The organism is Flavobacterium beibuense (assembly GCF_004151245.1).
Taxonomy (GTDB): Bacteria; Bacteroidota; Bacteroidia; order Flavobacteriales; family Flavobacteriaceae; genus Flavobacterium; species Flavobacterium beibuense_A.
In genome coordinates this window covers 231,021-257,163 of sequence record NZ_JUIW01000007.1, presented here as the reverse complement: position 1 = coordinate 257,163, position 26,143 = coordinate 231,021, and the positions used below count along the sequence as shown (strand labels likewise).

At 36.5% G+C, this 26,143-nt stretch carries 31 protein-coding genes; 23 read left to right on the top strand and 8 right to left on the bottom strand.

Annotation, left to right across the window (positions count from 1 at the left end):
- Positions 1 to 24: 24 nt before the first annotated feature.
- Positions 25 to 717: a DUF421 domain-containing protein gene (locus NU09_RS11605; RefSeq protein WP_129751456.1), complete on the bottom strand. Its 693-nt coding sequence runs from the start codon at positions 715 to 717 to the stop codon at positions 25 to 27.
- Positions 718 to 876: 159 nt separating this feature from the next.
- Between NU09_RS11605 and NU09_RS11600 the strand changes: the two genes are divergently transcribed.
- The 4 genes from NU09_RS11600 (at position 877) to NU09_RS11585 (ending at position 4,503) form a co-directional block, all read left to right on the top strand.
- The gene (locus NU09_RS11600) at positions 877 to 1,425 is read left to right on the top strand and encodes a type 1 glutamine amidotransferase domain-containing protein (protein WP_129751455.1); all 549 of its coding nucleotides are present in this window, start codon (positions 877 to 879) and stop codon (positions 1,423 to 1,425) included.
- A 99-nt stretch (positions 1,426 to 1,524) separates the two neighbouring features.
- Positions 1,525 to 2,289, top strand: coding sequence for a dienelactone hydrolase family protein (locus NU09_RS11595; RefSeq protein ID WP_129751454.1), 765 nt, complete (start codon positions 1,525 to 1,527; stop codon positions 2,287 to 2,289).
- A gap of 147 nt (positions 2,290 to 2,436) precedes the next feature.
- Positions 2,437 to 3,450: a DUF3667 domain-containing protein gene (locus NU09_RS11590; protein ID WP_129751453.1), complete on the top strand. Its 1,014-nt coding sequence runs from the start codon at positions 2,437 to 2,439 to the stop codon at positions 3,448 to 3,450.
- Between the two features lie 39 nt (positions 3,451 to 3,489).
- A complete protein-coding gene (locus NU09_RS11585; RefSeq protein ID WP_129751452.1) occupies positions 3,490 to 4,503 on the top strand; it encodes a M28 family metallopeptidase in 1,014 nt (337 codons plus the stop codon).
- 468 nt (positions 4,504 to 4,971) lie between these two features.
- Here NU09_RS11585 and NU09_RS11580 read toward each other — a convergent pair whose 3' ends face one another.
- The 3 genes from NU09_RS11580 to NU09_RS11570 all read right to left on the bottom strand — a co-directional run bounded on the left by NU09_RS11580 (position 4,972) and on the right by NU09_RS11570 (position 6,027).
- Complete coding sequence (locus NU09_RS11580) at positions 4,972 to 5,244, bottom strand: hypothetical protein (RefSeq protein WP_129751451.1); 273 nt, start codon at positions 5,242 to 5,244, stop codon at positions 4,972 to 4,974.
- A 20-nt stretch (positions 5,245 to 5,264) separates the two neighbouring features.
- Entirely contained in the window at positions 5,265 to 5,603 is a 339-nt protein-coding gene (locus NU09_RS11575; RefSeq protein ID WP_129751450.1) for a helix-turn-helix domain-containing protein, read from the bottom strand.
- Positions 5,604 to 5,772: 169 nt separating this feature from the next.
- A complete protein-coding gene (locus NU09_RS11570; protein ID WP_129751449.1) occupies positions 5,773 to 6,027 on the bottom strand; it encodes a hypothetical protein in 255 nt (84 codons plus the stop codon).
- Positions 6,028 to 6,236: 209 nt separating this feature from the next.
- On the opposite strand from NU09_RS11570, the gene NU09_RS11565 reads away from it, so the two are divergent.
- Positions 6,237 to 7,817, top strand: a complete 1,581-nt coding sequence (locus NU09_RS11565) for a murein L,D-transpeptidase (RefSeq protein ID WP_129751448.1) — start codon at positions 6,237 to 6,239, stop codon at positions 7,815 to 7,817.
- 37 nt (positions 7,818 to 7,854) lie between these two features.
- On the opposite strand, the gene NU09_RS11560 is transcribed toward NU09_RS11565, so the two are convergent.
- Positions 7,855 to 8,448: an NAD(P)H-dependent oxidoreductase gene (locus tag NU09_RS11560; RefSeq protein ID WP_129751480.1), complete on the bottom strand. Its 594-nt coding sequence runs from the start codon at positions 8,446 to 8,448 to the stop codon at positions 7,855 to 7,857.
- Positions 8,449 to 8,552: 104 nt separating this feature from the next.
- On the opposite strand from NU09_RS11560, the gene NU09_RS11555 reads away from it, so the two are divergent.
- On the top strand, positions 8,553 to 9,449 hold the full coding sequence (locus tag NU09_RS11555; protein ID WP_129751447.1) for a LysR family transcriptional regulator: 897 nt from the start codon (positions 8,553 to 8,555) through the stop codon (positions 9,447 to 9,449).
- Here NU09_RS11555 and NU09_RS11550 read toward each other — a convergent pair.
- Positions 9,439 to 9,975: a C40 family peptidase gene (locus tag NU09_RS11550; RefSeq protein WP_242501867.1), complete on the bottom strand. Its 537-nt coding sequence runs from the start codon at positions 9,973 to 9,975 to the stop codon at positions 9,439 to 9,441. The genes NU09_RS11555 and NU09_RS11550 overlap by 11 nt on opposite strands.
- A gap of 171 nt (positions 9,976 to 10,146) precedes the next feature.
- Here NU09_RS11550 and NU09_RS11545 point away from each other — a divergent pair, with 171 nt between their 5' ends.
- The 12 genes from NU09_RS11545 (at position 10,147) to NU09_RS11490 (ending at position 19,339) form a co-directional block, all read left to right on the top strand.
- Positions 10,147 to 10,581 carry a thioredoxin family protein gene (locus tag NU09_RS11545; protein ID WP_129751446.1) on the top strand — a complete coding sequence of 145 codons (435 nt, stop codon included), beginning with the start codon at positions 10,147 to 10,149 and terminating at the stop codon, positions 10,579 to 10,581.
- 1 nt (position 10,582) lies between these two features.
- On the top strand, positions 10,583 to 11,569 hold the full coding sequence (locus NU09_RS11540; protein ID WP_129751445.1) for an FAD:protein FMN transferase: 987 nt from the start codon (positions 10,583 to 10,585) through the stop codon (positions 11,567 to 11,569).
- Positions 11,566 to 11,775 carry a DUF4266 domain-containing protein gene (locus NU09_RS11535; RefSeq protein WP_129751444.1) on the top strand — a complete coding sequence of 70 codons (210 nt, stop codon included), beginning with the start codon at positions 11,566 to 11,568 and terminating at the stop codon, positions 11,773 to 11,775. Before NU09_RS11540 ends, NU09_RS11535 begins: the two co-directional genes overlap by 4 nt.
- A 3-nt stretch (positions 11,776 to 11,778) precedes the next feature.
- Positions 11,779 to 13,095: a DUF3570 domain-containing protein gene (locus NU09_RS11530; protein WP_129751443.1), complete on the top strand. Its 1,317-nt coding sequence runs from the start codon at positions 11,779 to 11,781 to the stop codon at positions 13,093 to 13,095.
- 3 nt (positions 13,096 to 13,098) lie between these two features.
- Complete coding sequence (locus NU09_RS11525) at positions 13,099 to 13,761, top strand: response regulator transcription factor (protein WP_129751442.1); 663 nt, start codon at positions 13,099 to 13,101, stop codon at positions 13,759 to 13,761.
- Positions 13,762 to 13,779: 18 nt separating this feature from the next.
- A complete protein-coding gene (locus NU09_RS11520) occupies positions 13,780 to 15,162 on the top strand; it encodes a sensor histidine kinase (protein WP_129751441.1) in 1,383 nt (460 codons plus the stop codon).
- 43 nt (positions 15,163 to 15,205) lie between these two features.
- Positions 15,206 to 16,291 carry a hypothetical protein gene (locus NU09_RS11515; RefSeq protein ID WP_129751440.1) on the top strand — a complete coding sequence of 362 codons (1,086 nt, stop codon included), beginning with the start codon at positions 15,206 to 15,208 and terminating at the stop codon, positions 16,289 to 16,291.
- Positions 16,292 to 16,348: 57 nt separating this feature from the next.
- Positions 16,349 to 16,885 carry a hypothetical protein gene (locus tag NU09_RS11510; RefSeq protein ID WP_129751439.1) on the top strand — a complete coding sequence of 179 codons (537 nt, stop codon included), beginning with the start codon at positions 16,349 to 16,351 and terminating at the stop codon, positions 16,883 to 16,885.
- Positions 16,886 to 16,927: 42 nt separating this feature from the next.
- The gene (locus NU09_RS11505; RefSeq protein WP_129751438.1) at positions 16,928 to 17,479 is read left to right on the top strand and encodes a hypothetical protein; all 552 of its coding nucleotides are present in this window, start codon (positions 16,928 to 16,930) and stop codon (positions 17,477 to 17,479) included.
- A gap of 62 nt (positions 17,480 to 17,541) precedes the next feature.
- A complete protein-coding gene (locus tag NU09_RS11500) occupies positions 17,542 to 18,324 on the top strand; it encodes a HipA family kinase (RefSeq protein ID WP_129751437.1) in 783 nt (260 codons plus the stop codon).
- Complete coding sequence (locus tag NU09_RS11495) at positions 18,314 to 18,697, top strand: DUF3037 domain-containing protein (RefSeq protein ID WP_129751436.1); 384 nt, start codon at positions 18,314 to 18,316, stop codon at positions 18,695 to 18,697. The genes NU09_RS11500 and NU09_RS11495 overlap by 11 nt, the downstream gene beginning before the upstream one ends.
- Positions 18,698 to 18,925: 228 nt before the next feature.
- On the top strand, positions 18,926 to 19,339 hold the full coding sequence (locus NU09_RS11490; protein WP_129751435.1) for a VOC family protein: 414 nt from the start codon (positions 18,926 to 18,928) through the stop codon (positions 19,337 to 19,339).
- A 53-nt stretch (positions 19,340 to 19,392) separates the two neighbouring features.
- Here the strand turns inward: NU09_RS11490 and NU09_RS11485 are convergent, their stop codons facing one another.
- Positions 19,393 to 20,070, bottom strand: a complete 678-nt coding sequence (locus NU09_RS11485) for a hypothetical protein (protein ID WP_129751434.1) — start codon at positions 20,068 to 20,070, stop codon at positions 19,393 to 19,395.
- Between the two features lie 233 nt (positions 20,071 to 20,303).
- Between NU09_RS11485 and NU09_RS11480 the strand changes: the two genes are divergently transcribed.
- The 5 genes from NU09_RS11480 to NU09_RS11460 all read left to right on the top strand — a co-directional run bounded on the left by NU09_RS11480 (position 20,304) and on the right by NU09_RS11460 (position 24,800).
- Positions 20,304 to 20,858 (top strand): helix-turn-helix domain-containing protein, encoded by a 555-nt coding sequence (locus tag NU09_RS11480; protein WP_129751433.1) that lies wholly within the window; start codon positions 20,304 to 20,306, stop codon positions 20,856 to 20,858.
- 16 nt (positions 20,859 to 20,874) lie between these two features.
- Positions 20,875 to 21,321 (top strand): response regulator, encoded by a 447-nt coding sequence (locus NU09_RS11475; RefSeq protein ID WP_129751432.1) that lies wholly within the window; start codon positions 20,875 to 20,877, stop codon positions 21,319 to 21,321.
- Between the two features lie 148 nt (positions 21,322 to 21,469).
- Positions 21,470 to 21,904: a response regulator gene (locus NU09_RS11470; RefSeq protein WP_129751431.1), complete on the top strand. Its 435-nt coding sequence runs from the start codon at positions 21,470 to 21,472 to the stop codon at positions 21,902 to 21,904.
- Between the two features lie 15 nt (positions 21,905 to 21,919).
- A complete protein-coding gene (locus NU09_RS11465; RefSeq protein WP_129751430.1) occupies positions 21,920 to 22,507 on the top strand; it encodes a biliverdin-producing heme oxygenase in 588 nt (195 codons plus the stop codon).
- Between the two features lie 22 nt (positions 22,508 to 22,529).
- The gene (locus NU09_RS11460; protein ID WP_129751429.1) at positions 22,530 to 24,800 is read left to right on the top strand and encodes an ATP-binding protein; all 2,271 of its coding nucleotides are present in this window, start codon (positions 22,530 to 22,532) and stop codon (positions 24,798 to 24,800) included.
- Here NU09_RS11460 and NU09_RS11455 read toward each other — a convergent pair.
- Entirely contained in the window at positions 24,770 to 26,110 is a 1,341-nt protein-coding gene (locus NU09_RS11455; protein WP_207209773.1) for a voltage-gated chloride channel family protein, read from the bottom strand. The genes NU09_RS11460 and NU09_RS11455 overlap by 31 nt on opposite strands.
- Positions 26,111 to 26,143 lie beyond the last annotated feature (33 nt).

The window sequence follows — 26,143 nt, the reverse complement described above, 5'->3', positions numbered from 1 at the left end:
AAACACTGCTTAGGCAGTGTTTTTTTATTGTACTCTTTTTGTATTTATAGCTTCTACCCATTCGTTCCTACCACAAACAGAACAGTTTGCATGTGTTGGTTCCAGTTCCTGTGTATTGGCACAAAACGTACAGGCATAAATTCCTGATTTTGGAATGTTAGTACTTTTAAGGTTAAATAACTGAGGTCGTATAGGTAATCCGTACTTTATATCTACATCCTCATAAAAATATACGCTTATAGCACCATTAGTTTCTATATAGGCATTTTTAACCTGTCCTAAATGCTCTATGGATTTTAACCTTAATTCAGCAAAAAACTCGTCTTTTGCTAAATCTTCCTTTTCAAAATTATGTATGGAAAATTGTCCGTCTTCTACAAAGCATTGTACTTTACCCTCCATAAATATTTCAAACTTTTTACTTTTACCCAAAAGTACCGTTACTATCCTGTACATTAATAATATGCAAGCAAAAACGGTTATAGCCGGAATAATACCTACATCCTCATAAAACATAGGGTCACCGGCTGCCGACCCCAACGATATAATAATTACTACCTCAAAAACAGAAAGTTGCTTTACTCCCCTCTTCCCCGTTAGTTTTAAGGTTATTAAAACCATAATAAACATTACAACTGTCCTAAATATAACCTCCAGTAAAAAAGAAACAGGAAGGTCATTAAAAAGCAACCTTTTCCATTCAAAAATTTCCTTCATAAGTATAGCATTTATGTAAACCATCTTAAAAGTACTACTAATATTTTCCCAGTTAACAAACATTAGCACAACTTTAGTACACCATTAAAACACCTCCTGTTTTGTATAGGCTAACTTTATGGTATTAAATAAATTACTAACCATAAAAAAATAAAAATCATGAGTAAGAGAGTAGCCATACTGGCAACTAACGGATTTGAGGAGAGCGAACTACAATCGCCTAAAGAATATTTAGAGCAACAGGGATGGACAGCAGAAATTGTTAGTCCGGAAAGCGGTACAATTAAGTCATGGACCAATGGTAACTGGGGAAAAGAGTTTAATGTAGATAAAACTGTAGATGAAGTATCGTCGTCAGATTATCATGCATTAGTTCTTCCGGGAGGTGTAATTAACCCTGATCTTTTAAGGAGAAATGAAAAAGCAGTAGCTTTTGTAAAGGATTTCTTTGAAGAGAAAAAACCGGTAGCCGCTATTTGCCACGGACCACAAACGCTTATTGAAGCCGGAGTTGTAGACGGAAGAAAACTAACTTCGTTCTCTTCTGTAAAAACCGACCTTATTAATGCAGGAGCCAACTGGGTAGATGAAGAGGTTGTTGTAGATAACGGACTTGTAACAAGCCGTACTCCTAAAGACCTGCCTGCCTTTAATAAAAAGATGGTAGAAGAAATTAAAGAAGGTAAACACGAACTTCAAAGAGCTTAAAGAAACCTGATTAAGGTTAATACTTTAATTCGCGGAAAGCTTTTAGATATTGCATCTGAAAGCTTTCTTTTTTTTATTTTTACTCAAAAGATAACAACCATGAAAACCATTTACTTATTCATAGCCCTTTGTATGACGACATTTACCAATGCCCAGTTAAAACCTGTAGTGTATAATGACGGTAACCAAAAACTTAACGGCTTTGCTGCAGTACCTGCAAAACCAAATAAAAATAAACCCGGTATACTTATATTACCTGCCTGGAAAGGAATAAGCAATCACTCTAAAGAAGTTGCCCAAGAGCTGGCCGATTTGGGATATTATGCATTTATAGCTGATATTTACGGAGAAGGCAACTACCCTGCCAATACTCAGGAAGCAGGTAAACAGGCGGGGTACTATAAAAATAATTATGAAGCTTACCAAAAAAGGATTTCACTGGCTCTGGAGCAACTTATTAAATCCGGTGCAGAAGCTGATAACATTGTTATGATTGGTTATTGCTTTGGCGGTACCGGAGTATTAGAAGCAGCCAGATCGGGAATGCCTGTAAGAGGTGTGGTATCTTTTCACGGCGGATTAGGAAAGGATGCCTCAAGGCCTGATAATATAATAAATACAAAAGTTTTGGTATTACATGGCGCTGATGATCCTCATGTCTCTGAAAAGGAAATAGAAGCTTTTCAAAAAGAAATGGACAACAGCAAAGCCGACTGGCAAATGATATATTACAGTGGTGCTGTACATGCCTTTACTGAGAAAGAAGCCGGAAACGATAATTCTAAAGGAGCCGCTTATAACGAAAAGGCTGATAAAAGGAGCTGGCAACATTTCATGCTGTTTTTAAAGGAAGTGCTTAAATAGAATTCTACTTTTTTAATAATTAAAGAAATTATTAAAAATTCAATAAAAATAACTGTAAAGCCAAACTTTTGTGTTTGGCTTTTTATTTGATTTAACATTTTTTCATAGTTTTAACATCCAAACAAACTATACCTAATTATTAACACTATGTCAGGTACACTTCGTCACGATAATGAATGCGAAAATTGCGGCTACACTGTAGATATAGCTTTTTGCTCCAAATGTGGACAGAAAAATGTTGAAACCCGCCAGACCTTCCCTAAACTCGTTGGGCACTTTGCAGAAGATTTAACCCATTATGATACTGCTTTTTGGCGTACACTAAGAGACTTGCTTTTTAGACCGGGAAGAGTTACTAAAACATACCTAGAAGGTAAAAGACAAAAGTATGTACCACCTGTTAAGTTATACATTTTTATAAGCTTTGTAACCTTCTTTTTACCTAACCTTTATCCGGAATTTGAGGATCTAGAAGCAATCCATCATGCAGATCCTGAATTACTTGTAGAAAAAAATGTTTCGATTGAAGAAAAAATAAATACCGAGCAAAATGTTTTTTTAGGTAATATAACATTTAGTGGGGACGAATTTCTTATAAAAAGCCCTATGACTTATAAGTCTTTAAAAGAAATGGATTCAATTGAAGCAATAAAACCTGAGCATCTTAAATTAAGTCCTTTTGAATATAAACTCGGTAAAAAAGTTTTAAAGTTATATGAACATAACAACCCTGTTCAGGTAGGAGAAAAGTTTATTGAATCAATTAACCATAACATTCCAAAAGCAATATTCGTATATATGCCAATTTTTGCATTTATATTATGGGTTTTTCATGGGAAAAAAAGATGGTACTTTTTTGATCACGGCATTTTTACTCTCAATTATTTTTCCTTCTTATTGTTATCAACTTTAATATTGGTTACTGTCGGGCATTTCCTTACTGAAATTGACTCTAACTTCTTCAGTATATTGGTAGGTATATTTGTATTACTTACCCTAGTATGGACAGTATATTATTTTTATAGAGCACATAGAAAAATGTATCATGAAAAATTTATAGTAAACTTTATAAAATGTACAGCAATGCTTTTAATAAACTTTATTGCTATTATGTTTTTGACAGGCTTATTTATATTATTTACATTCTACAATCTTCATTAATATTCCTATCTTTAAGTCTTAAATCAATTAAAATACTATATGAATAAGCTTTTTATGCTCTCTTTAAGCTGCCTCGTACTATCATGTGGCAGTACAAACAAAAAAAATAAGGACTATATTCCTGAGTATATGAATACTATAACGGCTGCTAATTTAAAGAAGGATCTTTATGTAGTGGCGTCAGACGAAATGGAAGGCCGTAATACAGGGGAAGAAGGGCAAAAAAAAGCTGGTAAATACCTAATTAGCCAATATGAGGAAAATGGTATTTCATATCCTAAAGGTGCTGATGGATGGTACCAGCCGGTGCCTTCAGAATTTATGCAGCGTGCTTTTAGCCCTAAACTAAACGATTCAGAAAATATATGGGCTTATATTGAAGGTACAGAAAAACCCGATGAAGTTCTTGTAATATCTGCTCACTACGATCATGTGGGTATGAAAAACGGCGAGGTTTATAATGGTGCTGATGATGATGGCTCCGGAACCGTAGCTTTACTGCAAATTGCAAAAGCATTTATGGAAGCCAAAAAAGCAGGACACGGACCAAAACGTTCCATTCTTTTCCTTCATGTTACGGGAGAGGAACACGGACTTCACGGTTCACGTTATTATTCAGAGCATCCTCTCTTCCCTATCGCAAATACAATTGCCGATCTAAACGTAGATATGATAGGGCGAAGAGATGTTGAGCATAAAGACAATGGCAATTATGTGTATGTTATAGGATCAGACAGATTAAGCACTGATCTTCATAACATAAACGAAGAAGCCAATAACAAATACACACACCTTAGCCTTGATTACAAATACAACGACAGGAAAGACCCTAACCAGTTTTATTTCAGGTCAGACCATTACAACTTTGCAAAAAAAGGTATTCCTATTATATTTTATTTTAACGGTGTACATGCTGATTATCACATGCCAACCGATACTCCTGATAAAATAGAGTATGACCTTTTAGCAAAAAGAGCTCAGCTTGTGTTTGCCACAGCCTGGGAACTTGCAAACAGAGATGAAAGGCCGGTAGTAGACAAAGACGGTAAATAGATAAAATAAAAAACTCCGCTTAATGCGGAGTTTTTTATTTCTTATGTTTTTTAGAAAAGCTATTACTTACAAACAGTATAACCTTACTTTTATCTTTCTTTTTAAATATCTCCCAATTAATAATGACCCCTACAACACAAATAGCCATAAGTGTAACCAGAAGGGAAATATAAATTACATCATCCAGGCTATTTACATAGCCAATCTTAATACTAAAAAAGTATAATGATATAGTAAAAACAATAATTGACAGCAGTAGTGAGAACAGCTTCATTTTCTTTTCTTTAGCAATAAATAATTAAATAAGAGTGTAAAGCTGGTGGGAAAATGCATGCTTTTTCTTTACCTGCAAACTTTAGCTTGCTCTTACTCCATTACATACATATATCGGGCAAAATTAGAAATTATTATCTACTATTAACTTTTTTTTCTGATAAATTTTCTGACTTTAACATACGTTAAAACACCTTACAATTCGGTTACTTTTGATTTAAAAAAGTTTACATAAAAAAAACTTTCCGGGTTTATCCCCTGCTCCACTATAATGTTATGAATATCAGCTACTTTATCAGCATCATTAGATTTATGCAACTGGAGAAATTCCAAAAATTCCGAAAAATTTTCAAATTTGAAACTAAGCCTTGTTTTTAAGGAATATTCGGTAATACTAAACTGAACTGTTCCCATTTCTATACCGGCTTCCTCAAAAGCGGTTAGTATAACCTTAAAATTCTCTTTCATACTGTTTAATTTATAACCTGTTATTGCTTATTAAGTAAAGTATCAATAGTAATTTTCATGGCCTCTATAGTTTGCCATTGGGCTTCTATGGTTTTTTGTAACGCCCTGTTCTCTGCCTTGTATAAATCTGCTGCATCAATAGTACCGTTTGTTCCCGAGGCAGATATATGTGTAGTTTGTTTAGTACTAATATCTTCTTTTATAAATTCATCCAGAGTAAGATTATACTTATCGCATATATTTTGAATAATTTCAATTTTAGGATGTGAAATCCCTCTTATATATGTCCCCACTACACTTTTTTTAAGTCCGAATTCGGCCCCAAAATCGTCCTGAGACATATTAAATTTATCACACAAATATTTAATGTTTGAACCTATATAATCCACGCTATCAGTAATTTAATTTTTAAAAATACGATGGGAGAAAATCTGTAATATAAAGATAATCAATTTTTTAAAGGAAATAAAAAAAGCTTCGGGCACTACTACGAAGCTTTTTTCTGTAATAAAATGGAGATTGTAACCTCTACATTTTGTCATCTTCAACAATCTGTACTTTTCCAATAGGTACATCCCCGTTTCTATCCTTAACAATAAGTACGCCAAAAATATTTAGCGGAATATCAACAGGTTCTCCTGATTTCTTTATTTCTTCTAAAACGTGTTCATAATCTGCAATATTCAATATGAGAGAATCACCCTTGTCAATTTTCTTTGCAAACAGATAATCCCTTATTGCAGAAACACTTACTCTTTTTCCTAAACTTACATATTCTGACATAATCATGCAATTAATGCTATATATCACAAATGTAAGTACACCTGAAACAAAAGTATGCTAAAATTTTATTAATTGTTTAAAATTTTAAGATTAAAGAAAATCAAAAATCCGAAAATTAATAAACTTTAGTTAAATATAAATTAGATTTCTATTAAAACAAATTATCAAGATGTTTTTTTGTGTAATTTTAGAAAAAAAGTTTTAGAAATATGAAAAAACACTTAATAGCTGCTCTTTTAATGATAACCTGCATAGTATCAGTAATATCATGTAAAAAGAAAACCGAAGAAGAAAAAGAAATGGATGAAATTGCACGTGCAGATGTGCATGATCATGATAATGTAATACCTATAGATACTACAAATTTTGACTCCTTTTTTGCTAAGTACCCCAAGTTTAAAGACTTTGAAGGAGAAGTAAGAAAACTTTACCAAAAGCACGACCATTATATTTGGCACGACAAAAAAGGACTTATAGAGTTTGCCGATGTATTGCATCATCTTTCTTCAAATCTTGAAGAAGAAGGTGTAAAGAAAAATATGCCTTATAAAGATACGCTGGACCAGTTATTTTACAGAGGAAATAATGAGCCAGATGTAGAATCGGAACTATTAGTAAGTTCTATGTATTTTTACTACGCAAAAAATGTACTTCAGGGGCTTGATCCTGAACAAAGTAAAGAAACAGGATGGTATCTGCCTCGTGACAGGGTAGACTATGTAAGCTATTTGGATACACTCATGAAAAAACCTGAACTTATTAAAAAGGACAAGGAAGAAGTGTTTACACAATATTATAATCTTCGTAAAGGCCTTGAAAAGTACAGGATTATTCAGAAAAAAGGTGGTTGGGGTAAAATTACCCTTGATGAAGGTACAAAATCAATCAAGCTGGGAGATTCTGCTCAGGCAGTAGCTCAGGTTAGAAACAGGCTGTTTATAGAAGGATACATAAGTAACGACTCTAAAAGCACTGTTTTTGATAACGAATTACTTAAGGCTATCAATACTTATGAAAGTGTTCATCACAGGGATCCTGACAGTACAATTACCAAATCTATAGTAAACGAACTTAATATTCCTGTTGAAGACCGCATTAAAACCATAACAGTAAATATGGAGCGTTGCCGTTGGGTTCCGTCTTCTATTAATAATGAAAAAGAATATATTGCCGTAAATATACCATCTTACAGATTATATTATTTCAGGGATAAGGATACTGTACTAATATCAAGGGTTGTGGTAGGTAAAGAACTACACAAAACTGTTATTTTTAGCGGAGAAATGAGTTATATAGTATTTAGCCCTTACTGGAATGTGCCGCAAAGTATCCTTAAAAATGAGATTGAACCTGCTATTGCCAAAAACCCTAACTACCTTGCACAACATAATATGGAGTGGAACGGTAAGAGCGTAAGGCAAAAACCGGGGAAAAATAATTCTCTTGGGCTTGTAAAATTCATGTTTCCTAACTCAAACAACATATACCTGCATGACACACCTGCAAAAAGCCTTTTCAATAAAGAGGACAGAGCCTTTAGTCATGGCTGTGTAAGGGTACAAAAAGCTCGTGAGCTTGCTATTGCCATAACAGGAAAAGATGGTGGCTGGACAGAAAAACAGGTTGATGCGGCCATGCACAAAAGTACAGAAAACAGTTATTCGCTAAAACAGAAAATCCCCGTATTTCTAACCTATTTTACTGCCTGGGCAGATAAAAACGGTAATGTAGTATTCTTTGATGATGTATACGACCGAGATGATCGACTGGCAGATATGCTATATATGTAAAAGCTAAAAGCCCCTCTACAGAGGGGCTTTTTTTATACTATTTAGTAAATACTTGCTGCAGGTGATTATTATATTCCTTCATATCCTTTTGCACATTGGCATTCTTTTCAATATCATGAAAGTGAATACTTTTTAATGGCTGCATACCTGTAAAAGCATTCATCCTGTGAAAACCAAACAATGGTCCTTCATCCACACTTTTCTCCATAAAGAACTCTCCTGGTAAGGTAAAAGCTTCCTTGGGAGCGTTCCATGATGTGGTAAGCATATATTTCCTCCCGTGAAGCATTCCTCCTGTCCCATAATTAACAGCAGGATTATCAGAACTGCGTCCGTCACTTTTATAAATACCTTTTGCATGGCCTGCAGTAAACACCTCATCTATATACTTTTTAAAATCATGAGGCAACTGAAACCACCATATAGGCGTATGATAAATTATCACATCGGCCCATGTAAATTTATTTACTTCTTCATCTGCATCATACCCCTCTCCTATATTAGTAAGCTTCACTTCAAATTCAGGATAGCTATTAAAAAAGTTAACCGTTTCATTGGTAACTGTTTCATTGAATTTCCCTCCCGAGTGTCCAAACTTTTGCCCACCGTTTATTACAAATATTTTCTTCATGTTCTTTACTTTATAAAATTTCATACTGCAAAGTTATGACAGGGATAAGTATTATAAAAATAACATAATTCATACATTTGCATTATAATTATAATAGATAAATCATGGTAAACTTAGAATGGTATCGCACTTTTAAAACTATATATAAAACAGGTACATTAACGGGCGCAGCCGAAGAACTATTTATCTCTCAACCCGGAGTAAGTCTGCATTTAAGTTCATTGGAGAATTATACGGGTTATAAACTTTTTGAAAGACGGGGCCGCCGAATGATACCTACCGAAAGAGGGAAAACATTATATAATTTTATTACAGAGGCTATAGGCAAACTTGAAGAAGCAGAGAAAAGCTTTCAGCGAAGTACAGAAAAACATACTCCAACTATAAGTATAGGTATGTGTTTTGAAACTTTTCAAACCACACTCGAACCTTATATTGCTACCCTGCCTTTTAATATTATTATCAGGTTTGGAGAATATCCTGAAATGGTAGACAGTCTTGAAAAAGGTATACTGGATTTAATTATCACCCCACAAGCGGTAACAAGTAAGGATATAGAATATGACCCTTTTTCGTCTGAAACCATAATTCTTGTAGGCGGAAACCACACCAATGATAAGGCATTCCAGAAACTTTTAAAAGAAAACAATATAACTGAAATGGAAACATGGCTTAAAAGCGAAAAATGGTATGGTACAACCGGGGACATGGAACACTTAAGGCGATTTTGGCAGTTGAACTTTAACAAACATCCTGATTTTAGGCCCAATTATATAGTACCCAACCTTAACTCTATAGTAAGATGTCTAAGTAGTGGCGTAGGACTGGCAGTTATACCCGACTTTTTATGTAAAAAGGAGATTGAAAACGGACAAATAAAAAAGTTATGGGAAGGCAACAGTAAAGTAGTAAATACTTTAAATTTTGGGACCCGTAAAAAAACGATCTATGCCGATGAGATAGAAAGCATCAAAAAAATCTTCAGGGAGGTTATGGGCTAATCACATCAATACATTTGAAAAACCTTTTGGAATAATGGTCAGAATTAAGTTCACTAATGGTAACGGCATATTCTGATCCTGAAGACGCATGTATAAATTTAGAATCCATACCGTTTGCTTCATATATTATACCTAAATGACCAATGGAGTTACTGTCCTGATATCCATAAAACACTAATATATCTCCTTTCCTGAACTCTTCGGGTTCAAGAGGTGTACCCAAATCCTTAAAATCAGAGGAACTACGGGGTAAATCTATCCTGAAATTAGCAAATACAAAGTTTACAAATCCCGAACAGTCAAACCCTTTTTCGGGAGTATTACCTGCATAACAATAAGGCGTACCCATATACTGTTTTGCAAAGTCAATAATTGAATCTCTCTTTGATGATTTATTTTCAACAACCTGAACCTCGACCCTGTTTTCTGATACAGCATCACTTTTTGCAGACGCCTCTTTTTTATCGCCACAAGACATTATAATAAACAATGCGAATAGCCCTACATTTTTAATACATATATTCATTTGCTCTCGTTTTCTGTAAGTTATAAAATATAAGTCCTAATTATCCTAAAATTATTATAACATTCATTTACCCATTCAGTGAGGATTCCGTTTCTTAAAATTTTCTTAAGAATATGTTTCCCACATATTTACAAGCTCAATCTCTCCGTTAATTTGTATAAATTTATTCTTATGAAAACAGCACTGTTATCACTACTACTATTTATAAGTGCAACCTGCTTTGCCCAGGATTGGAAATATAATGTAGATGAGGCAAAAGCCCTTGCGGCAAGAGAAAACAAAAACATAGTTTTGGTATTCTCAGGATCAGACTGGTGTGCACCATGTATTAAACTTGACAGGAATATATGGCAATCGGAAGAATTTAAAAATGAATCATCCAGAAAATGGGTGCTTCTTAAAGCAGATTTTCCTAAAAAGAAACAAAATGCATTGCTGCAGGCACAGCAGGAACATAACGACAAGCTGGCAGAAAAATACAATCAGGAAGGGAATTTCCCTCTGGTAGTTGTAATAGACAAGACGGGAAAAGTATTGGGCAAAACCGGATTTAAGAACATTAGCCCTAAAGAATATATTGCATTATTGCATTCGTTTGAAAAATAACATGAAAAACAAATTATTGCTTCTGTTTACGCTGTGTTTTATCAGCAGTTACGGTCAGATAGCCCATAAAAGACAACTGTCTATGCTTGGCAGTCCTTTTGAGGTTACCGTAGTTGCAAGAGACACCCTACAGGCAAATAAATATATAGACCTTGCCGTAGCAGAAGTAAAACGTATTGAAAATATTATATCAGACTGGATCCCCTCCACGCAGATTTCGGTAATTAATGATAACGCCGGAATAAAGCCCGTAAAGGTTAGCGATGAGCTAATGGCACTTGTAGAAAGAGCTATCAGGATTTCTAAGCTAACCGATGGGGCTTTTGACATTTCTTATGCCTCTATGGACAGAATATGGAAGTTTGACGGTAGCATGAAAGAGATGCCTTCTCCCGAAGCTATCAAAAAATCAGTAGAGAGAATTGGGTATCAAAAAATAATTCTGGATAAAGAGAACAACACTATTTATCTGAAGGAAAAAGGAATGAAGCTTGGGCTTGGCGGTATTGGCCAGGGCTACATAGCCGATAAGATAAAGGAACTGCTTTATGCTAACGGATGTACCTCCGGGCTTGTAAATGTATCGGGCGATATAAACGCCTGGGGCAGACAGCCTGACGGAAGCCAGTGGACAGTGGGTATAATAAACCCTATGAACAAAAGCAAGGTATTTGCTATGTTCCCTTTGGAAGACAGTGCTGTAGAGACATCTGGCAGTTATGAAAAATATGTGATGTTTAACGGTAAGCGTTATTCACATATAATAGACCCGCGCACGGGTTATCCGGCAACGGGAATTGTAAGTGTTTCGGTATTTGCCAAAACAACTGAGGTTGCCGATGCTCTTGCCACTTCGGTTTTTGTTATGGGTGTAGAAACGGGACTCAACCTTATAAACCAGCTTAAGGGCATAGAATGTATTATAGTAGACGATCAGGGGAATATACATGCCTCTGATAATATAGATATAGAGAAATACAAACCATGAAAAAAATAGTATTATTTGGATTTGCAATAGTTGCATTGCAGTCCTGCAATTCGGTAAAGGAATACCAAAAGCAGTACATCAACGACCCGGAGATGAAACTTACTGCACGCTCTACCGAACGTTTTGAAACAAACTATCAAGTATATAGAGAAGCAGCTGCCGGCGCTAACGGAGGTAAAACAGGAGGAGGCTGCGGCTGTAATTAACCCATGAAGACACTATACCTTACAGTACTTTTAATTTTTTTTTCACTGCTGGCAGTAGCTCAGGAGCAGGATAGTACCGCTACGTACAAAAAGCGCGTACTTGAAAGCACGGAAGTTGACTTCCTTATGAGCTACTACAAGCAGGATGGTGTTCACTCTGCCGTTGCGGGAGGTAACGGGATGGAAGAACTTACCGATGTTACCCCTACCATAGTAGTAGCAATGCCCTTAAATGATGATGATGTATTAACTGTAGATGCTGGGCTTTCGGCCTATTCATCGGCATCTTCAGGAAACATTAACCCTTTCGACAGTAATACACCAAGCCCGTGGCAGGCAAGTTCGGGAGCATCGGCCTCAGATATGCTAACCACACTGGTACTGGGCTATGCTCACAGCTCTGATGACAGAAACACTATTTGGAATGCCCACGTATCAGGCTCAACCGAGTATGATTACTCTTCAATTGGTTTTGGAGGTGGGTACACTAAACTTTTTAATAATAAAAATACCGAAGTTACCATATCGGGTAATGCCTACCTTGATAAATGGAGGCCCATTTATCCTAAAGAACTTCAGGATTATTATGATAACGGTTACGACCTTAACGGCGGTATCTTTAACCGCTTTGGCATAACAGGAAATCAGGATTATAGTCCGGACAGGTTTGTTCCTCACAGCAAAAAGAACAGGAACTCCTATTCCCTATCGTTTAGTTTCTCTCAGGTAGCGACAAAAAAAATGCAATTCTCCCTTTTTGCCGATATCCTTTATCAGCAGGGATTACTGTCTACTCCATATCAAAGGGTCTATTTTGCTGATGTTGCCGACTCCTTTATTAATGAGTTCCACTTAGCGGATGATATAGAAAGGCTTCCGGACAATCGATTTAAGATACCTGTTGGTGCCCGACTAAACTATTATGTAAACCAATGGCTGGTGGTTCGCACCTACTACCGTTATTATACAGATGATTGGGGATTATCATCCCACACGGCTAACATAGAGCTTCCGGTTAAACTTAACGACAGGTTTACCGTATACCCTATGTACAGGTATTATACACAACAGGGGTCTAAGTATTTTGCCCCTTACAATACACATTTATCAACGGAAGTATACTATACCAGCGATTATGACCTTTCTACATTCAACGCACAGCAATATGGCTTTGGCGTAAGCTATACCGATATATTTGCCGCAGCAAGAATATGGGGTTATGGTATTAAAAACATCGACCTGCGTTATAACCATTACACACGCAGCGATGGTTTAGACGCAAATATTGTATCTTTCGGTATCAAATTCGTACAGCAGTAAAACATGAAAATTCTTATAGCAGAAGATGAAAAAGGCATTACCGGATTCCTTAAGCAGGGACTTGAGGAAGAAGGCTATGATATAATAACAGCTGCAAACGGTAAGGAAGCCTATGATATGGCTTCTAAACAAAAACCCGACCTTATATTGTTAGACTGGATGATGCCAGGTTACACCGGTATAGAAGTATGTCGTGCCATAAGGGCTACCGATACCAGAACTCCTATTATATTCCTTACGGCAAAAGACACCGTACAGGAAACCATTGAAGGACTAAAGGCTGGCGCTAACGATTATATCAAAAAGCCCTTCAGTTTCCAGGAACTGGTAGAACGTATAAAAATACACTTTCGTTACAACGAAGGCAATAACGAACTAAGCATACGCAATATTCGTATTATACAGAACAAACATCAGGTTTGGCATAATGACGAAGAAGTTGCACTTACCCAAAGGGAGTACGATCTTCTGGCCTATCTTATCAAAAACAAAGGTAATGTATGCAGCCGACAGGATATTATTCAGGATGTTTGGGACATCCATTTTGAATATGATACAGGTGTTATAGATGTTTTTATAAATGCCATTCGTAAAAAACTAAACCTTAAAAAAGAGGACGACTTTATAAAAACGGTACGCGGAATAGGCTATATTGCAGAAGATTAACCGCTAAATCACGGAACGGTGAAAAACATTTCCTTTTCTTTTCGTAACAGGATTGCCATTTACTATATAGTAAGTACGGCTCTGCTTGTTTTTGCCGTATTTGTGGTTATTTACTTTACCGTGCGCAAAAGCGTTTATAACGATGTGGAAAGGGATCTTAGCATTGAGGTTTCAGATCTTATGACCGAAATTGACATTTCTGCCGACGGTTTTGCCATACACGATGTACACGAGTGGAAAGAAAAGGAACACAACACACTCGACATTAACCCTATTTTTATTGAGTTTGTAGATACCGAAGGTAACTCTACAGACAAGTCGCCCAACCTAAAGGAATCTCACCTTGAAGCAAAGCACCTTTGTAAAAAGACTATACATTATGATACCTGGCTGGAACATAAATCGGTAAGGCAGTTTGAGGTACCTATTACCTATCAAAAAGAAATTGTAGGGTATCTGTTGGTTGCTGCTCCGCTGGAAGATGCTGCCATGGTACTTAACAACCTTAGCAGGATACTTTGGTTTGCCTATCCCCTTGTACTTATAGTACTGTTTTTAATAGCACGTTTTATTGCTGGACGAAGCATTAAGCCGGTAGCCTCTATAATGAGTACCTCAAAAGATATTACAAAAGATAACCTTACCTCTCGTATTCCGTTACCACCTAACAGGGACGAACTTTATGATCTTTCTCAAACCATAAACGACCTGCTGGACCGCATACAAAATGCCATAGAAAGGGAAAAGCAATTTACGAGCGATGCTTCACACGAACTGCGTACTCCCCTTGCCGTTATTAAGGGAACACTGGAAGTTCTTATACGCAAGCCGCGTGACCGTGAGGAATATGAGGAAAAAATAAACTTTTGCATAAGTGAGGTAAACCGACTAAACCACCTGGTAGATCAGTTACTCTTACTGGCGCGTTTTGAAAACCAAAAACAGTCCATAAAGGTAGAGAACGTGTACTTAAACCCGGTACTGCTGGATACGCTTACACGCTACTCCCTAACCATTAAAGAGAAGAACATACAGGTAGTAACCCAGTTTGACAGGGACTATTATTTTGAAACCGACGAATACCTGCTGTCTATAGTGGTAAACAACCTTATCTCTAACGCCATAAAGTATTCCCCCGATAACGGAAAGATAACTGTAGCCCTTAGTGAAAATGAAGGAACGGTTATTACCATTACCGATACCGGTATGGGTATACCGGCACAGGACCTGCAAAAGATCTTCAACCAGTTTTACCGCTCTAAAGCTACCGAACACAGTAACATAAAGGGTACAGGGCTGGGGCTTTCTATAGTAAAACGCCTTTGCCTGCTGTTAGGCATTGCCATAGATATTTACAGCAAAGAGGAAAAAGGTACTACGGTTAGGTTGTTTTTGAGATAGCTAGCTTATTTTTTTTACATTTGGTTGTATACAGCCACACTAAATGAAGAACGCTTTTTTACTACTTCTTTTTTTCCTTTCATTCAGCCTTAATGCTAATATGGCAGAGCCATATATAGAGGGGTCGTTATCAGGAACACCATTTATAAGTAAATATGCTGCAATCAATCATGAAAAAATAAGCATAACTACTGATGCTGATTTTCAAACAGCCTTTTTTGATATAGAATATCATATTACCTGTTATAAAGACGGGGAACAAATACCTTTGCTCTTTTACGCAATAGATTTTAAAAAAGAGTTTAGCGTATGGGTAGATGATATCCCAATATACTTACTACCTCTACCCTTTGATTATAAAAAAGCTAAAAATAATGCGTTTTCTGATTTTACCTACTTATATGAAAGCGGTAATGAATTAGTGTTGTCTGAAACTGATAATTCATCATTTGGCATTCGTACTGAAGATTTAAAATTCTTTAAAACCGATTTATCAAAAGGGAATCATATAATCAAAGTACAATACACGGCTGATGTATGGAGTGATTATAGTAATTGGGTACAAAAAGAGAGCTTTAAATATGCGCTTTCTCCTGCCAAATACTGGAAATCATACGGTACCCTCGAAATATGGCTTAACAACACTAAAAACGAAAAACCTATAAAAACCAATTTTGGCAAATCTACTTCAGCGGAGAATCAACAGCTATATTGGAAATTTACCAAAATACCCGTTAACATGATGGAAATATATTTTGAGCCAGAAATACCTAACACCGCTCAAATATTAATTGATATAGATCCATTCAGGTTAATGCTCGTTTTTGGAGCAATAATTATAATATTACACATACTCGCCATAAGATACTACCGTAAAAAACACTTTAAGCCTCGATTCTCATGGGTAGTAATAACAGGTAGTATCATATTTCCTTTTATTACTTTATTTAGTTATATGATATTCTATTGGATAATCGACTGGATTATTGGAGAAAGTGCCTCACAAAGACATGGATACACATTTTTAATTATGGTTTTTTATCCTGTAGTATTGATAATTTATTGGATACTTATGTGGCTGGTTGATTATACCACCAAAAAACAAATGAAGAAGTCAAACATATACTAGATTAGTCTTACTTGAAATATTTTTATATTTACCCAAAAAAATATTAATTCACCTTACATGAGAATTGAATATAATTTTAATGAAAATTTCTTCTTCAAGAAGCAAAATAAACTCTTTAGGTTAACCTATAAAAAGTATATTGAAAGTATAATTGTCCGGGGCTTACTACTTTTATTTTTAATAATTCTCTCTATAAATGATTATGAGAGTCCCGGTAAAAATTTAGCCATTCTTTTTCCTTTTATTTTTTATTTCGTCTTAGATATTGTATTAAAAATCACTGCTATATACAAAGCAAAAAAATCTTTTTTTGAGAGTGTGAATAGATTAAAAAACTACCAGCTTAAACTTGATACTCCTATGCTAATCAATATTGATGATGATAATTTTTCTATCAATGGATATGGCATGCAAACAACTATAAATTTAGACTTAATTACTAATTACAAGTTAGAAAAAGACTATATGCTAATTTATATTTTGGGCACTTCACAACCTTCTTTTATCTTTAGTATTGAAGAGGTTGGTCGTGATAATTTTTATAATATTCACAAACTAATTCAATACAGTAAGTACCGAAATAGAACGATATAATAATACTTTATAAAAGTATCTTATCATAAAGAACATTCATAAATGAAATTTGAAATCCCTTTTAACCCTGCACTTTACAAGGAAAAAACTATAAACGTATTTAACCACATTTGGTATACCAGAATAAGAAACACCCACCTGTTAATGGTGCAGGCTATATTAATTACTATTATAGGGATATGGTTTTTGGCTTCGGGACTTACGGTAGCTATGTCTGGATATCTTTTTATAGCGGTGGGCATACACTTGTTTATTAACTGTTCCAGCCATTATATAAACATAAGCCGAAACAGGAAAAAACAACATCGTCTTATTGAGTCGGCAATCCAAAAAAACAAAAATACCACTGCCATAGTGGAATTCAATAAAGAAGCCTTTCATTATGAGTCAGCCGGAATTTCGGTAACCCTTAATTGGGACAACTGTACAGGATTTAAGGTTATTAAAAAAAATTACGTCCTTCTTTATTTTAATACGTCGTTTACTCCTGCTTACCTAATCTCTAAAGAAGAAATAACACCACAGGGTTTTAAGGATATAATTTCTTTCCTGGAAAACAAAAACTGGTATCCGGCTGCCATACCTACGCTGTAACCTGTAAAATTTCCCTATTTTTACGGCATAAAACTGCTTTGTAAAAGCTGTAATTAGTAACCATGAGCAAAACACCACATTTGCGTACTGTAAACGTAATGCGTTATGTAACCCCATTGCGTGAGGGCGGTTCGCTTCCTGCCATTGCAGAAGCCGACGACGATTTTAAATATGTACTTAAGTTTCGCGGTGCCGGACACGGTACCAAAGCCCTTATTGCCGAACTTATAGGTGGCGAAATGGCGCGTTTGCTGGGCTTACCTGTACCCGAACTGGTTTTTGCCAACCTGGATGAAGCCTTTGGCCGTACCGAGGCCGACGAGGAAATTCAGGACCTGTTACAATTCAGCCAGGGGCTTAACCTTGCCTTGCATTTTCTTTCGGGAGCCATAAACTTCGACCCTGTTGTTACTACGGTAGATGAAAAAATGGCTTCACAAATTGTGTGGCTGGATGCTTATATTACCAATGTAGACCGTACTTTCCGTAATACAAACATGCTTATATGGCATAAAGAGCTATGGTTAATAGACCTCGGTGCATCATTATATTTCCACCATTCGTTTAACGATCCTCAGGCTGCGGCGGTTACTCCATTTGCGCTTATTAAAGACCATGTATTGCTGCCACAAGCCACAAAACTGGACGAAGTGAATGCCGAGTACAAAGCCCTGCTTAACGAAGAGAAAATACGTTCCATTACAGCACTTATCCCAGCCGAATGGATGGACTGGCAGGATAACGACCTTGAACCGGAACAGGTGCGCGAAGTGTATACGCAATTCCTTTTAACGAGATTAGAAAACAGTGATATTTTTGTAAATCAGGCCAAAAATGCAAGATAAACACCTATATGAATATGCCGTAATTCGCGTTGTTCCCAGAGTGGAACGCGAAGAGTTCATCAATGCGGGGGTGATTGTGTTTTGCAAAAGGCAAAAATTTGTAAAAATGCTCTTCACTGTAGCCGAACAAAAAATACTTATGCTTTCTCCCGAAGCAGACATAGAACAAATTAAACAAAATCTTGAATCGTTTGAAAAAATTGCCCGCGGCGCTAAAGACGGTGGCCCTATTGCCCTAATGGAACCCGATGAGCGTTTCAGGTGGCTAACAGCTGTGCGCAGTTCGGTTATACAAACATCAAGGCCACACCCCGGCTTTTGTTCTGATATGGAAAAACTAACCCAGCGCCTTTTTGAGGATCTTGTAGTATAGATAGTAGTATTGAGATTTGAGATATTAGATAGCAGATGCTAAACATAGAGATATAAGAATTCTCTCAATTCTCAATTCTCAATTCTCAATTCTCAATTCTCAATTCTCAATTCTCAATTCTCAATTCCGAATCGTCCTGATTTCCCCCTTAGGTTGTCGTGTTTACACACCTTTGGTTTAAGTATTCGTTTATAAATTTGTGATATACAAATCAAAAAACGAATAGTTATGACTAAAGTGAACCAAATTTTCGTGAATCTTCCGGTAAAGGACCTGAACAAGTCCATTGAATTCTTTACCAAAATAGGCTTTACCTTTAACGCTCAGTTTACTGACGAAAATGCAACCTGTATGATAATTGGCGAAAATATTTTTGCTATGCTGCTTACAGAAAAGTATTTTAGTACCTTTATAACCAAAGAGATAGCCGACGCCAAAAAAACAACTGAGCTTATTACTGCGCTTTCGGTAAACAGCCGTGATGAGGTTGATGCCCTATTAGAAAAAGCTTTTGCAGCGGGCGGAAGGCAATACAAAGAACCTATTGATTACGGATGGATGTATAACCGCAACTTTGAAGATCTTGACGGACACCAATGGGAAATATTCTATATGGATATGAGCGCCATGCCAACCGAATAACACATCTTATCTTTATTTACCATGCCCGTTTTAGCCCCTTAAAACGGGTTTTTTTATACAATAGCCATTTGCCTGTTATTGATAAGATATATGTACTGAAACATGCAGTAGGCAGCCACCGCGCCAAACAAGTGCCATAAAAAGTGGGTACCAAAACTCACCCAGCCCCAGCCGTCGGCAATACGAAAAGTAAGCGCAAGTATAAAAGCTACAAGGGCCAAGCCTACCCATAGTCCGTTTTCAAATCTTGTCTTTATAAGGTATCCCAGTACCGGAAACAACACCAGCGATGCCATTACCGCGTAGTTTATATTTATAAACAGGTGGACATCACTTTGCGTCATTATGCTCCTCAAATAAAATTGAAAAACAACATACAGTAACACCATACCTACGGCATAATACCATTTTGTAAGTCGGGCCAAAAAGTAAACGCCCGCTGCTATACAAAGCAGCATAATAGGTAGCCAGTCCATCATAATAAAAAAGCTCCACTGGCGCATGCCATGGTAAACCGTCCCGCCTATGCCACCAATATAAAGCAGTATAACAGCCGTAAATAAAAAAGTATGCTGTTTTGCCCTCCCCCATAATTTAACCGTCCAAAAAAGAGCCAACATCAAAAAAAGCAGCGAAGTTGCCGCATTTAAGGGCTCGGGAAACAAATTTTGCATGTTTGTTTCGGTATAAATAATTCCTCCGTCAGGCGGTATAGTTTTAAAATAAAACATATTTTTTATTATATTGCAGTAGGGTGATTATTGTACTTCAATTCAAACCTACAGCCATTTGTTAAGTTTTCTGTTACATTAAATTTAAACAAAAACTTTTAATTTGTTGATTTTTAATTTTTTATCAAACCTATATTAATTTGAATAGTCTATAGGGTAAGTATGAATATAAGAAAGCTTAAACGGATGTTAAGAAAATTTACTACTTTTACTTCGCTAAATAAGGGATATTAATGGAGCTTTACATAAAATATAACATAGACCAGATGTGTAAAGTTCTGCTACAGGAGCAGTTAGATAAATTTGACATTGACTGCACAGTGACTGAGCCGGGATATGTCAAGTTTAAGGAAAACATACCTATGGACAAATACAATCAACTGATTGAATCTCTAAAGCAGTATGGTATAGAAATAGTAGATAACCAAAAGAGCATACTGGTACAAAAAATTAAGAATGCAATTATAGAAATGCTGTATTCTGATAAAGGTATGCAATCATTAAAAATATCATCTTATCTTTCTGAAAAACTGGACGAAAGTTACCGTACACTTTCGCAGGTCTTTTCAGAAGTCACATTTATTTCAATTGAGAACTTTATTATCCTTCATAAAATAGAAAGGGTAAAACAGTTGCTCATGACCGAAAGTCTTTCCCTTACCGAAATCTCTTTTATGATGAATTACAGCAGTGTTGCTTATTTATCACAACAATTTAAAAACATTACAGGAGTGACCCCCACCACATTCCAGAAAATAATGAGACAAAAAAGAATAGCCGAAAAATAATTTTTTTAAGCCCTATATGCACCTTAGCCATTTACATATAATGCTGGCAGACGATGACGAGGATGATCGCCTGTTTTTTACAGAAGCCTTTGAGGAGGTTAAAATTAAATACTCTATAACTACCTTGAAGGATGGTGTAGAACTCATGAATCATCTGGTAAAAAAGGAAAATCCGCTTCCGGATATTATTTTCCTTGACCTTAACATGCCTCGTAAATCGGGGTTGGAATGTTTAAAGGAAATACGTGACAACGAAAGGCTTAAAAATATATCGGTAGCAATTTATTCTACCTCTTCTTCGGAGCAGGATGTAGAACAGACATTTGTTCTTGGTGCTAACGTATACATTAAAAAACCTACAGACTTTACCGATTTGAAAAAAATACTCACTGATGTGGTTCACATCAACTGGCAATATATTACAGACGGTCTAAACAAGGATAGTTTTATAATGAATTTGTAGCTTTTTGCCTGTTATAAAATTACACATACTTTGTTATAACATTTTACAAGACTCTTTGTTTTCCTAATATTAACAGCTTATAAACAGTTATTAGGAAACAAATTAGCTATATTTGTTATTCAACCCAATATTAAAACTATCAAGACCCATGAATAACGAATTAACAGTGTTTTACACCGATGATGACCAGGAAGATATAGATTTCTTCAGGGAAATTATTGATATTATAGACAGTAACGTTAAGGTGGTAACACAGCGTAATGGTGAAGAATTACTAAAAGCGCTTAATAACCCGCCCCCAACCCCCTACCTTGTATTTTTAGACATAAACATGCCGGGTATGAACGGATTGGAAACGCTTAAGAGAGTACGCGAGTCAGATCAGCATAAAAACCTTCCTGTGGTTATGTTCTCTACAACCAGCGATGATATTACCATTCAGCAAAGTAAAGAACTTGGCGCTTCATTTTATGTGCCTAAATCGGGAGCGTTTGATAAGCTTAAAAAATCTATAGAGCATACGCTTAAAATGAACTGGGAGAATTACAACTCCGATAGTAATGAATTTGTTTACTACTGCTAAGTACTGTTTTTTAATATGAATAATGAGCTTACGGCAACCGAGACTTTTTTAGAAAGGCTAAGAGCCAAAACATCGGTAGCCCATACTAATCTGGAACAGCTTCCTGTTTCAGTTTCGATTGTAAATCCTAATGTAACTAATGATCAGTATGTGCATTACCTAAACTTAATGCACGATGTGGTTAAGCAGGCCGAAGAAGAAATTTTTCCGGCCCTTACTACTTTTGTTCCGGATATAAATAACCGAAACAAAACATCTCTTTTAGAAAACGACCTTAAAACATTAGGCTTTTCCAAAACACAATTTCAAAAACCTTTTGAAAATACTGCTTCAATGAGCCCCGCATTTGCTATGGGAGTATTGTATGTAATAGAAGGCTCTTCCCTGGGCGGAAGGGTAATCCTTAAAAACATACATACCTCACTAGGCCATACAGAAGAAAAAGGTGCTTCTTATTTTGCAGGATACGGTAATCAAACCGGCAGCAAATGGAAGTCTTTTCTTAATGCCCTTACAGCTTATGAAGCAAAAAATAATAATCAACAAGAAATAATTGCAGGAGCAGAATATGCCTTTACCACTATAGGCAGGCATTTCTCATAAAATAACATAACAAAGCCCCGTTATGAACATAAAGGATATTGTAAATCGTGACATAGTTAATCTTACAAACTGCGAACAGGAACCTATACACATACCCGGAAGTATACAGCCACATGGTTTTTTACTTGCCGTAAATACTACCGACTTTAAAATTGAGTTTTGCAGTGGCAACAGCTATGAGTATATTGGTATAAAGCACCAGGATATTCTAGGAAAAACCATCGACTCGGTTTTTGTTAATAACACCATTAACAACCTGAAAGATTATATAAGCAAAGACCTGATGCTTTCTGCCAGTCTCTTAAAACTGGAACTTAACGGTAAGAATTTCCTATGCACAGTACATAAACGTGATAATCTTTATATTATAGAGGCAGAACCTGCAAGCGTTAACGAAAAGGACATCAGTTTTGAATATAACCAGACAGCTCAGCTTTTGGGCTATATGCACGACACCCATACCTTAAAAGAACTTTGCCAGCTCGTTGCAGAAGGTACAAGAGATATAACAGGGTATGACAGGGTAATGATTTATCGTTTTGATAAGAATTACAATGGTGAAGTATATGCCGAAAGCGTAAGGGAAGATTTAGAGCCTTTTCTAGGATTACACTACCCACATACCGATATACCTAAACAGGCACGCGAACTTTATATGCAAAACCTCTTGCGTATAATAACCGATGTAGATTATACTCCGGTGCCTATTTATACCATTGATAACAGCACAGAAAAGAATCTTGACCTAAGCCTTTCCATTTTAAGAAGTACCTCCCCAATACATGTACAATATTTACACAATATGGGAGTTGGCGCAACATTAACCATTTCTTTAATACACCAAAAAAAGTTATGGGGACTTATTGCCTGCCATCATTATTCTCCTAAAAACCTGGCGCCCGATTTAAGACTGGCTGCTCAGTTACAGGGTCATTTTATAACTTCACAAATAGATATAAGACAAAAAAACGAAGAGTACGAGTTATCGCTTAAAACATCTTCTGCATTAGATAAAGTAAAGGATATAACTCTTACTAATGCGGCTTCATTTAAAGCACTCGTTAACTCAAAACAGCTTTTAGAACTTTGTAATGCTTCGGGAGTGTCTGTATTATTCAATAATTCTGTGTACAAAAGCGGTATTACACCCGATGATGAAGAAATAAAAAAGATTTCAAGCTGGTTATCTACTTATACCCAGAACGGAAGTTTGCACACAGATAAACTTATTGATCTTTTGCCGGAATACAAAAACGTATGTGAAAACACATCTGGTATAATATATCATTCCCTTGATATAGAAAACGACAACAGTATTATTTGGTACAGGCCGGAAACAGTAAAGGAAATAAACTGGGCAGGAGATCCTAACAAATCTATTGAAAAAGATGAAAAAGGGCTTTCACCCAGAAAATCATTTGACCTTTGGAAAGAGGTCGTTAAGTGCCAGAGCTCTCCTTGGGAGAAACCTGAAATAGATACTGCTGCTAATTATGCATACAGGCTGCAACGACAGATAAACCTACTTGTAGTTACCAATGAGGAGCAAAAATACCGAAAGCTAAGCGAATTGCTTAAAGAAACAAATTCTGAACTTGAAAATATTAACTGGATAAGTACACATGACCTTCAGGAACCTTTACGTAAAATACAGCTTGTATCTTCACGTATATTAAGTACAGAAAAGAACATACCTGAAAAGGTGGAAGATGCCATTAAACGAATGAACAGTTCTGCTAACAGGATGCAGACACTGCTTGTTGATATTTTAAAATACACCCGCTTAAAACACGAAGACAGTAATTTTGAAACTGTAGACCTTACAGAACTGATTAAAGAAGTTGTTGACGAACTTCACGAAACTATTGAGGAAAAAGAGGCAACCGTAAACATAGATGTGTTACCTCAGGTACAGGGTGTTCCGTTTCTGCTCAAGCAACTGTTCTCTAACCTTATATCCAATTCCATTAAATATTCCTCTCCCGACAGAAAGCCAGTAGTGCAGCTTTCCGCCGAAAAAGTTCCGGTTGCGTTTAATAGCACAAACCGAATGCTTTACAAACTGGTTTATGTTGCCGATAACGGAATTGGTTTTGAACAGGAGTATGCCGAATCGATATTCAATATATTTACAAGGCTGCATTCACCGCTTGACTATAAAGGCTCTGGCGTAGGACTGGCTTTATGTAAAAAGATTGTACAAAACCACAACGGATATATAACCGCATCGGGTAAGTTAGGAGAAGGCGCTGTAATCAGTATTTATTTCCCTGCAAATAACGAAGAAACATAAGAGTGTCTCTTATCCTTTCTGGATTGGGTTACACTTGCCAGACTTTTTTCCTGCTCCCTGCCAAACAGTAAATGTTTAGAGCTTCCTACTATTTGTGAGGAATAAATACCTGTATGCCCTGAAAACAAATAGGCTACCACACAGGCTATAGCAATAAACACTGCACTTTCAGCACCAAAAAGTTCTATCCCCATAAGCGTACAGGCAATTGGTGTATTCGTAGCTCCGGAAAACACGGCCACAAAGCCCATACCTGCCAATAATGCCAAGGGCAATGGCACAAAAAAGGCTAAAGCATTACCTAACGTCGCTCCGATAAAAAATAATGGAGTTACTTCTCCCCCTTTAAATCCGGCACCAAGCGTAAAGGATGTAAACAGTATTTTAAGCAGGAAATCATAAGAGGTTAAATCATGATTAAAAGCATCTACTATTACAGGAACCCCAAGTCCTATATATTTGGTAGTACCCATTAAGTAAACCGCCAGTGCGATAACTATACCTCCGGCAAAAGGCCTTAAAGGTGAGTAACTGATTTTGAATTTAAAGAATTCACCCCAAAAATGGGTCATCTTAGAGAATAGAGTCGCGGTAAGTCCGAATGCTATACCAACCGCAACAGCAAACAACAGGTTAAGCGGAGTCATTTCCGGCACAAAAGGAATGTGATATTGCGTGTGCCCTACTCCCCATATATGGCAGGTATGGTTAGCAACCACAGCCGTTAGGAAGCTTGGCAATATCGCTTCATAGCGCATCCTTCCCAAAACCAGTACCTCTAAAGCAAATACTGCCCCTGCAAGGGGCGTACCGAATACTGATGCAAAACCTCCGCTAATACCTATTATAATAAGTATTTTACGGTCACGCGGACGCATCTTAAAGATTTTGGTAAACTGATCGGCAATAGCACCTCCCATTTGTACAGCTGTACCCTCACGCCCGGCAGATCCTCCAAAAAAGTGTGTGGCTATAGTGCCAAATAACACTAGGGGTGCCATACGAAAAGGAATAACCTGTTTAGGAGTATGCAGTTCCTCCAGCAGCATATTGTTGCCTTTTACAACACTACTGCCAAAATAATGATATAATAATCCGATTATGAGTCCGCCAAGAGGTAGAAGGGCAATTATCCAGAGATGGCTTTCACGCCAGTTTGTAGCCCATTCAAGCGAGACTAAAAAGAATGCAGAAGCAGAACCGCACAGTATCCCGACTATCGCCGAAATAAGCAGCCACTTTAGCAGATAAAAAAACTGTGGAATTTGTTCGATTGAAGCAATAAGACCTTTTAAAAACTGTCTGTTCATGTTTACCTTGATTATATAATACATCTACCCGGC